Consider the following 15,877-nt stretch of genomic DNA (forward strand, 5'->3'; position numbering starts at 1 on the left):
ACAGGGTCGAGGGCTAGAGGATCCCGGATTCGCGCAGCTCGCCGATGCGTTTCCAGATCATGTCATCGGTGGTGAACGAGCGATCGGCGCCACGTGGCTGCTCCACGTCGTGGGGCTTTTCTCCGGTACCCCGAAGCCTGCCGACCACTTCCTTCAACCGCAGCACCATGTCTGGGTGCTCGGACCAGTAGCTTTCCGGGACTCGCAATGTCGCGACCAGCAGATCTCCCTTGCACGACCTGATCAACCACACCAGGCTCTCGGAGTATCTGCCGCCCCCTCAGCACTGCGAACTGACGAACGGGACCAGCCTGTTGGGTGGGCAGCGGGTCAGAGCGGATGCTGATGGACAACTGCACTGTTCCTGGTGCGGCGTTACCGACAGGTTATGGTCCTTGTCAGCTCAACGCTGACCGTGAAGGGGGACCTCGTGGCACTACTCCAAGCCGATATCGACAGACTCAATACGCTGGCCACGGCCATGGAGGACATCGCTAAACAGGTTGATGATATCGACGTCCGCACCTCCGCCAAGGAGATAGCCGCTGCATTGTCCGGCACGCCTATCGGTTCCGCCTGCGAGCTGGCCACCGAATATACCGAGGGAGCATGGCTGCGGGTGTCATGGCGGGTCGGGCAAGTCGCCTCGGCGATCCGGCAGACCGCCAACGATCTGGCCACCACCGATGAGAGCTTCGCGGCTCGTCTCGACGAGTTCGATTACCGGGTCGCGCAGGGGCCTCGATGAGCGGCTGGGACCTGACCCGAACCAACGTCACCAACTGGAACACCAGCCAGTTGGCCACCCTCGCTATCAAGCTCGCGACCAGCAACAACACCTTCGCTTATCAGATCGACCGCATGCCGCAGGAGTTCTCCAACTTCGGTGCCGACTGGGTAGGACGCGCCCACGACGCGGCCTATGGGCGGATCAGCGAGGATCACCTGCAAGCGCGCAAGATCAAGGAAGAGACCGGCGACCTGGTCACTGTCCTCGGCCAAGCCGCCGACGGCTTGTACTGGACGCGCGATGCCCTGCTGAAGAAGGTCTCCGACGCCGAGGCCCCGAACGCCGCCGGTGAAGGCGCGACCATGAAGGTCGAGAACAACTGGTCGGTCACGCTCACCATCGCCGATACGGTCCCGAGCGACAAGCACGCCGACATCCGCGCTGCCGCTCAGGACCATCAAGACCTGATCGCGAAAGCGTTCACGGAATTGCGTACTGCCGCCGAAGAGACCGACCGGCTCATCCGCGAAGCGGGTTGGCAGATTCGCTACGCCGGGAACCACTTCGGCGACGGCATCGATGCCCCGACCACCCCAGGGACTGCCGACCCCGGCGACTCTGTGTATCAACGGCAGCAGGCACCGGGCACCGAGGGGTTCAGCGAGGAACGCACCCAAGCCGCCGCGGCCGCATTCGAGGCGGTGTTCGGCCGACCACCGACCTCGCCGACCGACTGGCAGACCGCGCATATCCTGAACCCGAACAGCTACACACCCAAGTTCCAGGGCGTGGCACCGGTGATCCAGGTGGTCAAGATCGACAAGGTTCCTGGCCAAGGTGTGGTGCGTGCAGCACAGTACATCGAGCAGCGAGATGTCAGCAGTTGGCCTCCACCGAAACGAGATCTGGGCGATAACCGGACCGCCGACCCGCACTTCGATCCGGAGCATGCCAAGGTCAGCACCTATATCGACTATGAGAACGGGATAGTCGTTCTCCGGCAGAACCCGTCGGTTCGGCAGAACCCTGACGGTAGCCCGGGAGAGGTACAGATCGGTATTCCCCAGGGCGAGGTCTGGCAGGCCAACGACGGCTCGGTGCGCATCAAGTACGACGCAGGCAACCCGTTCGCCCCGGACTGGACCGCCAACGCGCCCGGCGACACCAAACTCGATCAGCACGGGGTCACGGTCAACGGGGATCTGGTCTTCAAGCCGGGGGCCAACGGTGTCGAAGTGCATGGCACCCGTACGGATTATCCCTCGCTCGAGGTGTATCAGGATGACCCGCAAGGCAATACGCGGACCGTTGTGCTCGATCCGGCTGTGAGCGGACGGTCATGGGGGCCGAGCGTGAACCTCCCGTTCCACCACGACATCGGACTCGGTGAAACGGCTACTCGCCCATTCCAGGAGTGGAACTCCACCTACGACGTCCCGGGGCCGGACAAGCCGTCGACCCCTATCGGGCCGACCACGAACCCACCACATGTTCCGCTTCCGAAAGGAACTGTTTGATGGCACAGGGCAGACTGGGCTCTCCGTACTGGGTCGGGGCCACCGCCGCCCTCGCGGTGGCGTGCGTTGTCGAGCTTTCGATGGTGGCGTTCATCCTGCGACTGCGTGATCCCGAATATCTTCGAATGCCAGCCATCGCCTTCCTGATTCCGGTGGGGATCGGACTGGCGGTCGCCGCGGTGTTGCGAAAGTCGGCGTCGAATACCGCGCGAGGATGTGCGCGCGGCGCGTTGGCCGTCTCGGTGATGATCGCCATTACCGGCCTGCTGGCTGGACTGCTGTATCGCGGAGGATGGATCTGATGGCTGACTTCGCCTCTCACAGTGCACAGCCGACCCCCGACCAGCAGTGGTTCGGCCCTTCCACGTTCACCGCTGCCGCAACCGCGATGTCGGTCAACATCGTTCCGGTACTGGTGATCCCGTATTTGTGGGTGCTGTACCTGGTCGTCATTCCCGTCGAGATCCTGACCGGTGGCCTCCTGCTTCTTCGGCCGGGGGCGGGCCGTCAAGCCGGGGCGGGCATCCTTACCGGCGTCCTGGCTTCCGCGGCGGCCACCGGTCTCGGCCTTCTGATCTTCAACGCGTAGCGCACGGAGGCGCTCATCGCAACGTGAAGTCGGGAGACCTGGTCTATCAACGCGTCGTCAAGCGAAATCGTCGCAGTAACCACACTCGACCTCGATATGCCGCTCACACCCGCCCCTTCGATCTCGACCAGTCTTCGATGCGCCTCTTTGACCGGCTGGCTGGGCTCGATCATGGTGTCGGTGTTGTCGGCCTCCTCGAGGTCGAGGATCTGCTCTCGTTCGACGAGTTCGCCCGGCAGCACGTAGTGCCGCAGTTCGGCCATCCCCGCAGCAACCTCTGCCTCGGTCAACCGGTATATCTCCGATCGTGGCCGGTGCTTGCGGTCGGCCCACAGGCGTATGAGGAACTGCTCCCCTTCGAGCGGGTGCTCGGTTTCGACGGAGTCGTGTAACTGCAGTTTGTCCTTGTTTCCGGTCACGGCGTCGGACCCCACACCGCGGCCCACCTAGAAGTCGGCATCCACCCCGAAATGGCTGGCTGGTTTGGCGATGTGCCGATGGCGACGCTGAAAGCTCGCCAAAGCGATTCACGCCCTCCAAATCCGCGAACTCGAAACCACAGATTTCGAGACTCTAGCGTGTCCAGGACGCAAGGTAGATACACCGATAGCCCCATTTGACACCCCTGGTCGCGCCTTCGGACGCAGACTGAGCCGATCTCGCTGGCCCTCAACCCGCGACAGTCCGCTCGCATACCCCGACGCTGACAGTCCCAGTCGAGCAACCACCACCATCACCGCCACGAGATTTGCGAAACTTTCGAATCGAAGCATCGGGCACGGTAGGTTGCGGGGCATGATCGCACGCAACACAATTCGAGGGTTTGTCGTAGCGTCATCGGCCGCGGCGGCCATCACCGCCGCTCCCGGTTTCGCCGGGGCGGCCATCACCATCCCGCCGAGCAGCGCGACCTTACTAGTCGAGGGCAGTGCCGTCACTGCCGCGTTGACCACGATCAGTTCCGATCTGCCCGACGCGCAGGTGCAGTGCACCCTGCTGATCGACGGCGATCCACAGCAGAACACGTTGTCCGAGCGTGCCGCCGCCCCGGCGGACTTCACGCTGCGCCGGGAGGTGGGTGCCGGCGACCATCTGGCCGTCACCTACTGCGCCGACTTCGCGGGCGACTCGCAGACACCCGGCACGTACCCGACCCTGGCCTGTGCCAAGGTATCGATGCCTGCGGCAACGATCGAGTCGTTACCGGTCGATCGCTGCTTCCTGCCCAGCTGAGCTACCGCACGGAACGCGAAACCCCGGGCCTTGCCCGGGGTTTCGTCCGTCAACGGGCCGGAACCTCCGCACCGACCCGCGCCCAGCGACCGGAAGCCGCCCGCCAGGACACCGCGCCGAGGCGCAGCACCATGAAGGCCACAAGCCCGGCCCAGATTCCGGCGATACCCCAGTCGAAGGCCAGCGAGAGCCAGATGGCGGGCAGGAAGCCGAGCATCGCCGACCCGAGGGTGCTGGTCCGCAGGTAGGCCGCGTCCCCCGCGCCGAGCAGCACCCCGTCCAGGGCGAACACGATGCCCGCGACCGGGATGATGCCGACGAAGAACCACCACGCCACGTGCGTGCGATCCAGCACCGCGGGATCGTCGGTGAACAGCTTCGGGATCAGCACGACGCCCGCGGCGAAGCAGGCGGCCAGCCCCAGTGAGAAGATCTCCGACCACCGGGTGACCCGCCGGGCCAGCGTGCGCGCGCCCGCCGCGTCGTGCGCGCCGAGGGCGGCGCCGACCAGCGTCTGCGCCGCGATCGCGAGCGAATCCAAGGTCAGCGCAAGGAAATTCCAGAGCTGCAGCACCAGTTGATGAGCCGCGACCGAGGCCGCGCCGAAGCGGGACGCGACCGCCGCGGCCGAGACGAAACAGGCCTGGAAGGCCAGGCTGCGCACGATCAGATCGCGCCCGAGCACCAGCTGGGCCCGCATCACCGACCAGTGCGGCGCGAGCGGAACCCGCGTGCGGACAAGCGTATTCACGAACAGCGCCGCCATCACCAGCTGGCCGATCACGTTCGCGACCGCCGACCCGGCCAGCTCCAGTCGCGGCGCGCCCAGCAGCCCATGCACCAGCACCGGACACAGCACGCCCGAAACCGCAAGCCCGGCAATCACATAGAGCAGCGGCCTGCGTGTTTCCTGGATACCGCGCAGCCATCCGTTGCCCGCCATGGAGATCAGGATGAGCGGCACCCCGAACAGCGCGATCCGTAGCCACGGCAGCGCCTCGCCCGCGATCTCCCCGCCACCGGAGATCGCGTTCGCCAGCGGCACCGCACCCACCTGGACCAGCACCAGGATCAACAGTCCGACCCCGATCGCCAGCCAGGTCGCCTGCACCCCTTCGGCCACCGCACCACGCTCGTCCCCCGCGCCGTGCCTGCGCGCCGCCCGCGCCGTCGTCCCGTAGGACAGGAAGGTCAGCTGCGAACTCACCTGCGCCAGAATCAATCCGCCGATCGCGAGCCCGGCCAGCGCGAGCGCGCCCAACCGCCCGACCACGGCGAGGTCGAACAGCAGATAGATCGGCTCGGCGACGAGCACACCGAGCGTGGGGATCGCCAGACCGAGAATCCGGCGCGGACCGGCTTGCGCCGCGGTCTCGGCGGGCACCGCCGCGGCACCCACAGCCGACGGCGCGGCACCTTCAGCCGGATCGTCCTCGACCGACGATTCACGTCCGCCGCTCACGCACGCACCTCGCCGACGCCCCACAGTAAGGCACGCGATGGCACGCGATGCCCACCCCGCACAGCCCCTTGCACGACTGATCGGACGGTACTTCGCCCGCTCATGCCTCCGCCTCGCCGACGCTCAGCTCCACCATGCGCGAAGACGCACTGCCACATGATTCGCTCACTACGTTCGCTCATGGGATCTCCATAAGGTTGTAGGTGTTCAGGACACGAGGTTCTGGATGCCCGGGACGACGGGGTGTGGCTGATGGGTTCTTGCCGTTTGGTGGTTCCGAAGGAGTAGCCGCCTCGCCGTTCTGGACGCCCTGGCTGCTGATTGAAATCTGCGGGTTGTCGCTGTTTATGGAGCTGCTGGCGGGTCGTCTTCGGGGTTGTAGGCGTGGGAGAGGACGAACCGCGTGGCGGTGCGTGAAAAAGTTTGGGTGGGAATCGATGTCGGCAAGGCCGCCCATCACGCGTGTGTGGTCGACCCTGCGGGCAAGGTGGTGTTCTCGCAGAAGGTTCCCAACACCCAGATCAAGATCGAGCAGTTGATCGCCCGGGTCGCGAAGGTCTCCGCCGATGTGGTGTGGGCCGTGGACATGACCTCCGGGGTGGCCGGGCTGTTGCTGATGTTGTTGACCGGGACCGGTCAGCCGGTGCTGTATGTGCCCGGTCGGGTGGTCAACCGGATGGCCGATGCGTTTCCCGGCGAGGCCAAGACCGATGCGCGTGATGCGCGCACGATCGCTGAAACAGCGCGTCTGCGTAGCGATCTCACCCCGATCACCAATCCGGATGTCGTCGTGACCGATCTGCAAGTCCTGACCGCGCGGCGCGAGGACCTGATGGCCGACTGGGTGCGCGGGGTCAACCGGCTGCGTGAGTTGCTGACATCGATCTTTCCTGCACTGGAAGCCGCCTTCGACTACACCGCTCGCTCGCCGCTGATCCTGCTCACCGGTTTCTGTACCCCCGAAGCGATACGCACCGCCGGCGCCACAGGAGTGGCCGAGTACCTCCATGCCCACGGCGCATGGACCAAAGGCATTGCGGGGATGGCGGATACGGCGCTGGGTGCGGCCCGCACGCAGACCCTCGCGGTGCCCGCCGAGGCCGTCACCGCGCCGCTGATCACGCGGCTGGCCCGTCAACTGCTGGACCTGGACCGCGAGATCAAAGACCTCGACAAGCAGCTCACCGGCCGATTCGCCGACCACCCCGCCGCCGAGTCGATCACCAGCATCGACGGGTTCGGTCCGATCCTGGGCGCCCAGCTCATCGCCGATACCGGCGGCGACATGATCACCGCGTTCGGCACCTCGGCCCGGCTCGCCGCTTACGCCGGGTTGGCGCCGGTGCCCCGCGATTCCGGCCGCGTACGCGGCAACCTGCACCGACCCATCCGCTACCACCGCGGCCTGCGCCGGGTGTTCTACCTGGCCGCTCTTTCCAGCATCAGACGTCCCGACGGCCCATCGCGCATCTTCTATCAGCGCAAACGATCCGAAGGCAAAATCCACACCCAAGCCTTGATCGCACTGGCTCGACGCTTGGTCGACCTCGTATGGGCCTTGATCCGCGACAACCGCACCTTCACCGCCGAGGCGCCGACCCCGATCACTGCTGCGGCTTGACACGGTCATTGAAACTCCCTCACCACAACACCTTCGGCTACCCGCGTCGTGCGCGGACCGAACACGCGCTTCACCCTGCCAGGCGGCACCGACAAACCGCGGTCCCGAGGGCGGCGCGTGCGCACTCACTCCAGCGCGGCCAGCAGTGTGGCGACGAGCTCATCGGCGGTACCGAACGCGGTGTATCCGGCGGCGAAGCGATGGCCGCCACCGCCGAGTCCGCTCGCGATCTCGGCAACGTCCACCCCGTCCTGCGCGCCCGGACTGCTGTCGCGGGAACGCAGCGACACCGTCCACCGATCGGCGACGGTGCGAGACTGCTTGAATACCGCGGCGATTCCCGCTTCGGCGGTGGTGCGGACGATGTCGATGACGCTTTCGGCCTCTTCGGAACTGACCTCGGCGATGTCGTCGCGCCGCACGAAGGCGTACACCAGCCCGATTCCGCCGCGGGCCTGCGGCACCAGCACGGTGGTGGCCAGCACCTTCGAGAGCATGGTCAGCCAGCCGAAAGGGTGGGTGTCCAACAGGGTTCGGGCGATCTCGCCGCCATCGATGCCGGTGGCGAGCAGCCGCTCGGCGAGCACGTGCGTCCCGGGACGCACCCAGCGAAACGATCCGGTGTCGGTCACCAATCCGGCGTAAAGACAGTGCGCCACTTCGGAATCGATCGGGATGCCCCAGGTGTCGAGCACCCGCGCGATCAGGCTGGTGGTCGATTCGGCACCGGGATCGATCACATTGATCGTGCCGAACCTGGTATTGGAGCGATGATGGTCGAGCACCAGAACCGTTGCGGCCCCGGCCATTCGGTCGGCGAGCGCACCGAGACGCCCGGCGCTGCCGCAGTCGACCGCGATCAGCAGATCGACCTCGGCGGGCACCTCGGCCGGCGGCACCAGATGCTGAACACCCGGCAGCGAACGCATCGACTCCGGCAGTTCGGCGGGCTCGGCGAACGACACCCGCACCGGGATCCCGCGCCGGTGCAACACCAGCGCCAGCGCGAGACCACTGCCGACGGTGTCGGCATCCGGTTGCACATGACAGACGACGGTGACCGAGCGGGCGGCTTTCATCGCCTCGACAGCCGGTTCGAGGTCGACTGCTTCCCGCATCGTCGTCATCGCCTACCGCATGTCACTCGTCGTCGCGTTCGACCTTGTAGGGGTCGGCGTCACCGGCGTGCCTGGCCGTGGCCGCGACCTTGGCCACCGCCTCGTCCGCCGCCCGTGCCTTGGCCAGCAGCGCTTCCATGTCCGCCGCGACCTCGGGCACCTTGTCCAGGACGAAAGCCAGCGTCGGCGTGAACTTCACGCCGGTGCCCGCGCCGACCTTCGAGCGCAGCACGCCCTTGGCCTTCTCCAGGCCCTGCGCCGCACCCTCGTAGTCCGGTTCGGCGTCCAAGGTTTCACCGAGCACGGTGTAGTACACCGTCGCCTCGCGCAGATCGCCGGTGACCTTGGCGTCGGTGATGGTCACGAAACCCAACCGCGGATCTTTGATCTCGTATTCGATCGCGGTCGCCACGATCGAGGAAATCCGCTTCGCGAGTCGGCGTGCCCTGGCTTGATCCACCATGGCTGAACCCTCCTCTTTCACTGGTGACCGGAGTAAACGGGCCTCCAGCCACGGTCAATCTTCGGGTCCGAAGATCCTGCGGCGCACTGCCAGCAACTGTAACTCCGGACGTGCCGCGACGTGCCGCTCGCAACGATCGAGTACCTCGGTCAGATGATCCATACCGGAACTGACGAAGGCGACCCCGAGCAGCGAGCGACGATGGCGGTCATGCTCCCCACCCTCGGCGGCACTCACCCCGAAACGCTGCAACTCGGCCAGGATCGGCCGGATCACCGAGCGCTTCTCCTTCAGTGAATGCACATCGCCGAGGAGGAGGTCGAACTCCAGTGCACCCAGGTACACCCATCCACCTCACATCGGTCTGGAACAAGGCCGGACCGTGCGCCACGCCGGGCGTGGCGCACGGTCCAGAGCTCAGTCGCGCGGCTTCTCGCGCAGCTCGTAGGCCTCGACGATGTCGCCTTCCTTGATGTCGTTGTAGGTCAACGTCAAACCGCATTCGAAGCCCTCGCGGACCTCGGTGACGTCGTCCTTTTCCCGCTTCAAGGAGGAGATCGTGACGGTCTCGGCGATCACCACGTTGTCCCGGAGCAGGCGCGCCTTGGCGTTGCGCTTGACCGAACCCGAGGTGACCATGCAACCGGCGATGTTGCCGACCTTCGACGAACGGAAGATCGCGCGGATCTCCGCCCGGCCCAGCTCGACCTCTTCGTAGATCGGCTTGAGCATGCCCTTGAGGGCCTTCTCGATCTCGTCGATGGCCTGGTAGATCACCGAGTAGTACCGGATGTCCACGCCTTCGCGGTTGGCCAGCTCGGTCGCCTTGCCCTCGGCCCGGACGTTGAACCCGATGATGATCGCGTTCGAGGCCGAGGCCAGGTTGACGTTGGTCTCGGTGACGCCACCGACACCACGGTCGATGACCCGCAGCCGCACCTCGTCGTCGATCTGGATCCCGAGCAGCGCCTCTTCGAGGGCCTCGACGGTACCGGAGTTGTCGCCCTTGAGGATCAGGTTGAGCTCCGAGGTCTCCTTCAGCGCGGCATCCAGATCTTCCAGGCTGATCCGCTTGCGGCTGCGCGCGGCCAGTGCGTTGCGCTTGCGCGCGTTGCGCCGGTCGGCGATCTGGCGCGCGATCCGGTCCTCGTCGACCACGAGCAGGTTGTCACCGGCGCCCGGCACCGACGTGAAGCCGATGACCTGGACCGGCCGCGACGGCAACGCCTCGGTGACGTCGTCGCCGTGCTCGTCGACCATGCGCCGGACGCGACCGTAGGCGTCGCCCGCCACGATCGAATCGCCGACGCGCAGCGTGCCGCGCTGGATCAGCACGGTCGCCACCGGGCCGCGGCCACGGTCGAGGTGCGCCTCGATGGCGACACCCTGCGCGTCCATGTCCGGGTTGGCCCGCAGGTCCAGCGCCGCGTCCGCGGTGAGCAGGACCGCCTCGAGCAGCTGGTCGATATTGGTGCCCTGGCGCGCCGAGATGTTGACGAACATGGTGTCGCCACCGTATTCCTCGGCCACCAGGTTGTATTCGGTCAGCTGCTGACGAACCTTGTCCGGGTTCGCGCCTTCCTTGTCGATCTTGTTGACCGCCACCACGATCGGCACGTCGGCCGCCTGCGCGTGGTTGATCGCCTCCACCGTCTGCGGCATGACGCCGTCGTCGGCGGCGACCACCAGGATCGCGATGTCGGTGGCCTTCGCACCACGGGCACGCATGGCGGTGAACGCCTCGTGACCCGGGGTGTCGATGAAGGTGATGAGCCGGTCCTGCTCGCCGAGGTGGGTGAGCACCTGGTAGGCGCCGATGTGCTGGGTGATGCCACCGGCCTCGCCCTCACGGACGTTGGCCTTGCGGATCGTGTCCAGCAGTCGGGTCTTACCGTGGTCGACGTGACCCATCACGGTCACGACCGGCGGACGCTGCTCGAGGTCCTCTTCGCCGCCCTCGTCCTCGCCGTAGGTCAGGTCGAACGATTCCAGCAGCTCGCGGTCCTCGTCCTCGGGACTGACCACGTGCACGACGTAGTTCATCTCGCTGCCGAGCAGCTCGAGCGTCTCGTCGTTCACCGACTGGGTCGCGGTGACCATCTCGCCGAGGTTGAACAACGCCTGCACCAGAGCGGCCGGGTTCGCGTCGATCTTCTCCGCGAAGTCCGACAGCGAGGCGCCACGGGCGAGCCGGATGATCTCGCCGTTGCCGCGCGGCAGCCGCACGCCGCCGACGGCGGGCGCCTGCATGCTCTCGTACTCGGCGCGTTTCGCCCGCTTCGACTTGCGGCCACGACGCGGGGCGCCACCGGGACGACCGAACGCGCCCGCGGCACCGCCACGACCGCCGGGACCACCCGGACGACCGCCACCGCCACCGGGACGACCACGGAAACCACCCGCGGCGCCACCGGCACCGGGCGCACCGGCGCCCGCACCGCCGCCACCGGGCGCACCGCCGCGGTAGCCACCGCCACCGCCGCCGGGACGACCGGCGCCGCCGCCGGGACCGCCACCGGGACGACCCGGACGACCGGCACCCGGGCCGCCCGCACCACCCGGACGTGCCGCACGCGACGGCATGGCGCCGGGGTTGGGCCGCGGCGGCATCGAGCCGGGGCTCGGCCGCGGGCCACCCGGACGGGGACCGCCCTGGCCGGGAGCCGGACGCGCGCCGCCACCCTGAGCGGGTGCGCCGGGACGCGGGGCGCCCTGGGCCGGGCCGGGACGCGGACCGCCCTGAGCCGGGCCCGGACGCGGACCGCCCTGGCCCGGAGCCGGACGCGGCGCGGGACGCTCAGGCGCGGAAGAATACGGATTGTTGCCGACCCGAGGCGTTTTCGGGCCGGGACGCGGACCGGAACCACCGGGACGCGGGGCACCCGGGGTGGGTGCGCCGGGACGCTGCTGCTGACCCGGACGCGCGGCGTTCGGGGTCGGGCGCGGGCCGGCCGGCGCCGCGCTGGTCTCGGCGGCGGCCGAGGCGGCCGGTGCCGCAGGCGCGGATTCGCGGGCCGCGGCGGGCTTCGGCGCGGGCACCGGGCCGGGACGGGCGGCGGGGCCCGGCTTCACGGCCGGTCCCTCGGTACGCGCCGGGCTCGCTTCACGGACGGTTTCCTGAGCGGCCTGGGCGGGCGCGGGGGCCGCGGGGCGCGGGCCCGGGCGGGGACCGTTTCCTGCGGGCTTCGCGGCCGGACGGGCCGAGGAGGACGGGCCGGGGCGTGAACCCGACTTGGTGCCGTTCGACGGGGCTGATTTCGATGCGAACGACTCACGCAGCCTGCGCGCGACGGGAGCTTCCACCGTTGACGACGCGGACTTCACGAACTCGCCCTGCTCCTTGAGCGTTGCGAGTAGTTCCTTGCTGGTGACACCGAGTTCTTTGGCCAACTCGTGCACGCGGGCCTTGCCTGCCACTGCTCTCCTCACTGAGAGGTCGAGCAGTGCACCCGTTGTTCAGGGACGGGGCCCGCACGACCTCGGGTTATCTCCGATGGACGTTCATCGTTGGTGCTTCACGGTGTGCTCATGAGTGCTCGTGCCTGTTCTCGAGGTACTGCTCCAGGGCTGAGATATCCAGATTTCCGGACACTCTTAGTGCTCTGCCGAATGCTCGGCGCCGCTCTGCCGCGTTCAGACAAGCCGAGACGGGGTGCAACCAGGCACCCCGTCCGGGAAGTCTGCGCCGCGGATCGGGAACGATCATGACAGCGGGGACACCGTTTCCGGTATCCGATTTCCGCGCCACGATCCGTAACAGACCGGCGGCCAACTCGCGCTTCCGGCATCCGATACAGGTCCGAATCGGTTGCGCGTGCTGAACCTCTGTCCACTCTACCGCTGCACCGGTCGGATCACCGAACCGCTCCCCTGCGGAAGTTACCAACATGTCATCCCGATGGTCCGAAGCACGGCAAACGGTGTTGAATTCGCGGTGCTCCCGGCGCCCTGCGTGGTTACGCTCCGCTACCTCCTCCGGGCACGTCGCTCGCACCGCGGCATCCAACGCGCGGTGCGTCGCGTCGGTTCCGGTCAACTGCGGTGCGCCTCCGTCCGCACCGTGCCGCCGCCCATGTCAGGGGCCGCGTCGCTGCGGATATCGATCCGCCACCCGGTCAGCCGGGCGGCCAGGCGAGCGTTCTGGCCCTCCTTGCCGATGGCCAGCGACAACTGGAAGTCCGGCACCACGACGCGCGCGGCCCTGGCCTCGGCGTCGACAATGGTGACCGACACCACTTTCGACGGCGAGAGCGCATTGCCGACGAAGGTCGCCGAATCCTCGGCGAAGTCGATGATGTCGATCTTCTCCCCGGCCAGCTCGCTCATCACGTTGCGCACCCGCTGCCCCATCGGGCCGATGCACGCGCCCTTGGCGTTGACCCCGGACACCGTGCTGCGCACCGCGATCTTCGAGCGGTGCCCGGCCTCCCTGGCCACCGCGACGATCTCGACCGAGCCGTCCGCGATCTCGGGCACCTCGAGCGCGAACAGCCGGCGCACCAGGTTCGGGTGCGTGCGCGAGAGCGTGATCTGCGGGCCGCGCGGGCCACGCGAGACACCGACGACGTAACACTTGATCCGGTCGCCGTGCTCGTAGGTCTCGCCCGGTACCTGTTCGGCGGGCGGGATCAGCCCCTCCGCGCCGTGCAGTTCGCTGCCGATGCGCACCACGATGGTGCCGCGGGCGTTGGCGCGCGCGTCGCGCTGCACCACACCGCCGACGATGTCGCCCTCGTGGGTGGAGAACTCGCCGAAGGACTTCTCGTTCTCGGCGTCGCGCAGCCGCTGCAGCACCACCTGGCGCGCCGTGGTCGCCGCGATCCGGCCGAAACCCTCAGGGGTGTCGTCCCATTCGGAGATCACGTTGCCGTCGGCGTCGAGCTCGCGCGCCATCACCCGGACCGTGCCGGTCTTCTGGTTGATGTCGATGCGCGCGTTGGGCTGGTGGCCCTCGGTGTGGCGGTACGCGGTGAGCAGCGCCGACTCGATCGCGGAGATCACGGTCTCGATCGAGATCCCCTTGTCGGCGACGATCGCGCGCAGGGCTTCGATTTCGATGTTCATTCCACGATCCCTTCGGTCGGCGAATCGGACGCTGTTACTGATCCGGGTAGTGCATTCGTTGTTCCTGATACATCCGCGGCGTCGACCGCCGGCACATCATCTTCCTGGCCGGGCACCGGGCGCCCTGGCGCCACGCCGCCGGCGAGTTCCATTTCCCGCGGCCCCGGCTTGCCGAACTCGACCTGCACCACCGCTTCGGCGATGTCGGCCAGTGGCACGTGCACCCGATGCGGCTTGTGCCTGCCCCCGAGCACCAGCGCGACGGTGTCGCCGTCGAGCGCACCCACCCTGGCCTCGAATTTCCGGGCGCCTCCCGCGTCGGGCATGGGGGCGCCCTCGCGTAGGTGCACGAGCACCTTGCGACCGCGGGCCCGGCGCCAGTGCCGATCCTCGGTGAGCGGACGATCGATCCCCGGGGTGGTGACCTCGAGCAGATACGGCGTCTCCCCGAAATCGCCTGCCTCGTCCAGCAACTCCGAGACCGCGGCGCTGAGCACCGCGATCGCGTCGAGATCGGACGGACCCTCGCTGTCGACGGTCACCTGCACCCGAGCCTGCGCGTCCGCATGCTTGCCCGCGGTCGAGATCTCGACCCGTTCGAGGTCGAATCCTCGGCGTTCGACGAGTCCAGCGATGAGCTGGCTCAGCCTTTCCTCGGTCGGCATCGGCATCTGGGGCGGCTCCTGGTTCAGTTGTGACGGCGGTGGGGAAATTACTTCAACCGAAGGTCTAGCGTAACGCGCTCAGAGAGTGTAAAGGACCATCGGGCAGGCGGTACGCGCGCCACTCGTGCTGGTCGACGGCTCGGCGGCGGCAGCGAAGCGTACCCAGGCGAGGGCCGTCGCGTCGAACTCCGAGGATGGGCGACGCCTGGTCCGAGGCACCCCGGTGAATCTGGCACGATGGTGCCGTGCCCATCCGCCCTTCCGTGCAGCCGAGCGCCGCACGCTCTTCCGGCTGCCCGCCCGACCGGCACGATTCCCGGTTCCCGATGGACCGCCGCACCGCATTACGGCTCGCCGGTGGCGGCGCGGTCGGCGTGCTCGCGCTCGGCGCGGCCGTCGGCTGCGCGACCGAAGACACCGTGCACGAGCCGGATCCCCTTGCCGCCCAAGAGGTCAAGGCGCGCACGGACGCCGCGGCGGCCACCGCCGCGATCGCGCTCGCGCCGCACAAGCACGCCGCGCTCACCGCGATCGCGACCGAAAGGACCGCGCACGCAGACGCTTTGCGCGCCGAGATCGCCCGGGTGATCGGCGTCTACGGCGACGGCACCACGCCGGCGCACCGCACCAGGGCGAGCGCGCCCGGCCCGGCGGCAGGCTCGGCCGCGGTGGCCTCCGGTACGGCGGTGCCGCCCGTCGCGGCGCCGAGCCTGGACACCCTGCGCGCGCAACTGACCGAGTCCAGACAGTCCGCCGCCGCCCTCGCGAGCAGCCAGTCCGGCTACCGGGCCGGGCTGCTCGCCTCGATCAGCGCGGCCTGTGCCGCCGAGGCTGGAGTACTGCTCGCATGACCGACGCCGAACGTCAGGCGCTGCTGGACGCGTTGCGCGCCGAATACGGCGCCGTCTACGCCTACGGCGTGGTCGCCGCGTACGCCTCGCGGGAACGCTATCGCCTCGTCGGCGAGCACACCGCGAGCCATCGCGCCCGCCGCGACGCCACCGTCGACGCGCTCACCGCGGCCGGCGTGAGCGCCCCGCCGCCGGATGCCGCCTACACGATGCCGTTCCCGGTGAACGACCCGATTCCCGCCGCGCGCCTGGCCGCGACCGTCGAGTCCGACACCGCGGTGGCGTGGCGGGCCGTCGTCGAGCACGGCACGTCCGAGTCGCTGCGCCGGATGGGCATCGACGCGCTCACCGAATGCGCCGTGCGCCTTGCCACATGGCAGGCCATCCTGGGCGCCGATCCGCCGACGACCCCGTTCCCAGGCAAGGTCTGAACCCGGGGCCGAGCCGAAATATACTGTGCGCCAAGTCACTTCGAAAATCCGGCGCGCGGCGTTTCACGACCGGCGCGCCGGGTACCCGGCACTCGTAATGGGTGCGCGGTTCGTCCGACCGTGAGGTACGGGT

18 protein-coding genes are annotated in these 15,877 nt (G+C 68.0%); 8 read left to right on the forward strand and 10 right to left on the reverse strand.

Features of this window, described 5'->3' with window-relative positions:
* Positions 1–13: 13 nt before the first annotated feature.
* Positions 14–247 carry a hypothetical protein gene (locus F5X71_RS24955; RefSeq protein WP_167464214.1) on the reverse strand — a complete coding sequence of 78 codons (234 nt, stop codon included), beginning with the start codon at positions 245–247 and terminating at the stop codon, positions 14–16.
* Positions 248–388: 141 nt separating this feature from the next.
* Here F5X71_RS24955 and F5X71_RS24960 point away from each other — a divergent pair, with 141 nt between their 5' ends.
* The 4 genes from F5X71_RS24960 to F5X71_RS24975 are packed head-to-tail and all read left to right on the forward strand — an operon-like array spanning position 389 to position 2,836.
* Positions 389–748 (forward strand): hypothetical protein, encoded by a 360-nt coding sequence (locus F5X71_RS24960; RefSeq protein WP_167464215.1) that lies wholly within the window; start codon positions 389–391, stop codon positions 746–748.
* Entirely contained in the window at positions 745–2,247 is a 1,503-nt protein-coding gene (locus F5X71_RS24965) for a WXG100 family type VII secretion target (protein ID WP_167464216.1), read from the forward strand. Before F5X71_RS24960 ends, F5X71_RS24965 begins: the two co-directional genes overlap by 4 nt.
* Positions 2,247–2,549, forward strand: coding sequence for a hypothetical protein (locus F5X71_RS24970; protein ID WP_167464217.1), 303 nt, complete (start codon positions 2,247–2,249; stop codon positions 2,547–2,549). The genes F5X71_RS24965 and F5X71_RS24970 overlap by 1 nt, the downstream gene beginning before the upstream one ends.
* Entirely contained in the window at positions 2,549–2,836 is a 288-nt protein-coding gene (locus F5X71_RS24975) for a hypothetical protein (protein ID WP_167464218.1), read from the forward strand. Before F5X71_RS24970 ends, F5X71_RS24975 begins: the two co-directional genes overlap by 1 nt.
* On the opposite strand, the gene F5X71_RS24980 is transcribed toward F5X71_RS24975, so the two are convergent.
* Entirely contained in the window at positions 2,755–3,270 is a 516-nt protein-coding gene (locus F5X71_RS24980; RefSeq protein WP_167464219.1) for a hypothetical protein, read from the reverse strand. The two genes, F5X71_RS24975 and F5X71_RS24980, sit on opposite strands and share 82 nt — an antisense overlap.
* A gap of 361 nt (positions 3,271–3,631) precedes the next feature.
* Here F5X71_RS24980 and F5X71_RS24985 point away from each other — a divergent pair, with 361 nt between their 5' ends.
* Positions 3,632–4,069 carry a hypothetical protein gene (locus F5X71_RS24985; protein ID WP_167464220.1) on the forward strand — a complete coding sequence of 146 codons (438 nt, stop codon included), beginning with the start codon at positions 3,632–3,634 and terminating at the stop codon, positions 4,067–4,069.
* Between the two features lie 49 nt (positions 4,070–4,118).
* Here F5X71_RS24985 and F5X71_RS24990 read toward each other — a convergent pair whose 3' ends face one another.
* A complete protein-coding gene (locus F5X71_RS24990; protein WP_167466713.1) occupies positions 4,119–5,453 on the reverse strand; it encodes an MATE family efflux transporter in 1,335 nt (444 codons plus the stop codon).
* Between the two features lie 481 nt (positions 5,454–5,934).
* On the opposite strand from F5X71_RS24990, the gene F5X71_RS24995 reads away from it, so the two are divergent.
* Positions 5,935–7,152 (forward strand): IS110 family transposase, encoded by a 1,218-nt coding sequence (locus F5X71_RS24995; RefSeq protein ID WP_167464221.1) that lies wholly within the window; start codon positions 5,935–5,937, stop codon positions 7,150–7,152.
* Positions 7,153–7,277: 125 nt separating this feature from the next.
* Here the strand turns inward: F5X71_RS24995 and F5X71_RS25000 are convergent, their stop codons facing one another.
* From F5X71_RS25000 to rimP, 7 genes are all read right to left on the reverse strand, one after another.
* Positions 7,278–8,279, reverse strand: a complete 1,002-nt coding sequence (locus tag F5X71_RS25000) for a DHH family phosphoesterase (protein ID WP_167464222.1) — start codon at positions 8,277–8,279, stop codon at positions 7,278–7,280.
* A 13-nt stretch (positions 8,280–8,292) separates the two neighbouring features.
* On the reverse strand, positions 8,293–8,733 hold the full coding sequence (gene rbfA, locus F5X71_RS25005; RefSeq protein ID WP_014986910.1) for a 30S ribosome-binding factor RbfA: 441 nt from the start codon (positions 8,731–8,733) through the stop codon (positions 8,293–8,295).
* Positions 8,734–8,787: 54 nt separating this feature from the next.
* A complete protein-coding gene (locus tag F5X71_RS25010; RefSeq protein WP_167464223.1) occupies positions 8,788–9,078 on the reverse strand; it encodes a DUF503 domain-containing protein in 291 nt (96 codons plus the stop codon).
* A gap of 72 nt (positions 9,079–9,150) precedes the next feature.
* A complete protein-coding gene (infB, locus tag F5X71_RS25015) occupies positions 9,151–12,150 on the reverse strand; it encodes a translation initiation factor IF-2 (RefSeq protein ID WP_167464224.1) in 3,000 nt (999 codons plus the stop codon).
* 109 nt (positions 12,151–12,259) lie between these two features.
* Entirely contained in the window at positions 12,260–12,619 is a 360-nt protein-coding gene (locus tag F5X71_RS25020; protein WP_238816035.1) for a YlxR family protein, read from the reverse strand.
* Between the two features lie 146 nt (positions 12,620–12,765).
* Positions 12,766–13,797, reverse strand: a complete 1,032-nt coding sequence (nusA, locus tag F5X71_RS25025; protein WP_167464225.1) for a transcription termination factor NusA — start codon at positions 13,795–13,797, stop codon at positions 12,766–12,768.
* Positions 13,794–14,468, reverse strand: a complete 675-nt coding sequence (rimP, locus tag F5X71_RS25030; RefSeq protein WP_167464226.1) for a ribosome maturation factor RimP — start codon at positions 14,466–14,468, stop codon at positions 13,794–13,796. The genes nusA and rimP overlap by 4 nt, the downstream gene beginning before the upstream one ends.
* A gap of 239 nt (positions 14,469–14,707) precedes the next feature.
* Between rimP and F5X71_RS25035 the strand changes: the two genes are divergently transcribed.
* Positions 14,708–15,313, forward strand: a complete 606-nt coding sequence (locus tag F5X71_RS25035) for a hypothetical protein (protein WP_342803739.1) — start codon at positions 14,708–14,710, stop codon at positions 15,311–15,313.
* Positions 15,310–15,744, forward strand: coding sequence for a ferritin-like domain-containing protein (locus F5X71_RS25040; RefSeq protein ID WP_167464227.1), 435 nt, complete (start codon positions 15,310–15,312; stop codon positions 15,742–15,744). Before F5X71_RS25035 ends, F5X71_RS25040 begins: the two co-directional genes overlap by 4 nt.
* Positions 15,745–15,877 lie beyond the last annotated feature (133 nt).

Origin of the sequence: Nocardia brasiliensis (genome assembly GCF_011801125.1) — a bacterium.
Classification (GTDB): Bacteria; Actinomycetota; Actinomycetes; order Mycobacteriales; family Mycobacteriaceae; genus Nocardia; species Nocardia brasiliensis_C.

Excerpts from the sequence above, each read along its gene's own strand:
- F5X71_RS24960 (WP_167464215.1), top strand. The coding sequence starts at position 389 with ATGGTCCTTGTCAGCTCAACGCTGACCGTGAAGGGGGACCTCGTGGCA.
- F5X71_RS24965 (WP_167464216.1), top strand. The coding sequence starts at position 745 with ATGAGCGGCTGGGACCTGACCCGAACCAACGTCACCAACTGGAACACC.
- F5X71_RS24970 (WP_167464217.1), top strand. The coding sequence starts at position 2,247 with ATGGCACAGGGCAGACTGGGCTCTCCGTACTGGGTCGGGGCCACCGCC.
- F5X71_RS24975 (WP_167464218.1), top strand. The coding sequence starts at position 2,549 with ATGGCTGACTTCGCCTCTCACAGTGCACAGCCGACCCCCGACCAGCAG.
- F5X71_RS24985 (WP_167464220.1), top strand. The coding sequence starts at position 3,632 with ATGATCGCACGCAACACAATTCGAGGGTTTGTCGTAGCGTCATCGGCC.
- F5X71_RS25000 (WP_167464222.1), bottom strand. The coding sequence starts at position 8,279 with ATGACGACGATGCGGGAAGCAGTCGACCTCGAACCGGCTGTCGAGGCG.
- rbfA (WP_014986910.1), bottom strand. The coding sequence starts at position 8,733 with ATGGTGGATCAAGCCAGGGCACGCCGACTCGCGAAGCGGATTTCCTCG.
- nusA (WP_167464225.1), bottom strand. The coding sequence starts at position 13,797 with ATGAACATCGAAATCGAAGCCCTGCGCGCGATCGTCGCCGACAAGGGG.
- rimP (WP_167464226.1), bottom strand. The coding sequence starts at position 14,468 with ATGCCGATGCCGACCGAGGAAAGGCTGAGCCAGCTCATCGCTGGACTC.
- F5X71_RS25040 (WP_167464227.1), top strand. The coding sequence starts at position 15,310 with ATGACCGACGCCGAACGTCAGGCGCTGCTGGACGCGTTGCGCGCCGAA.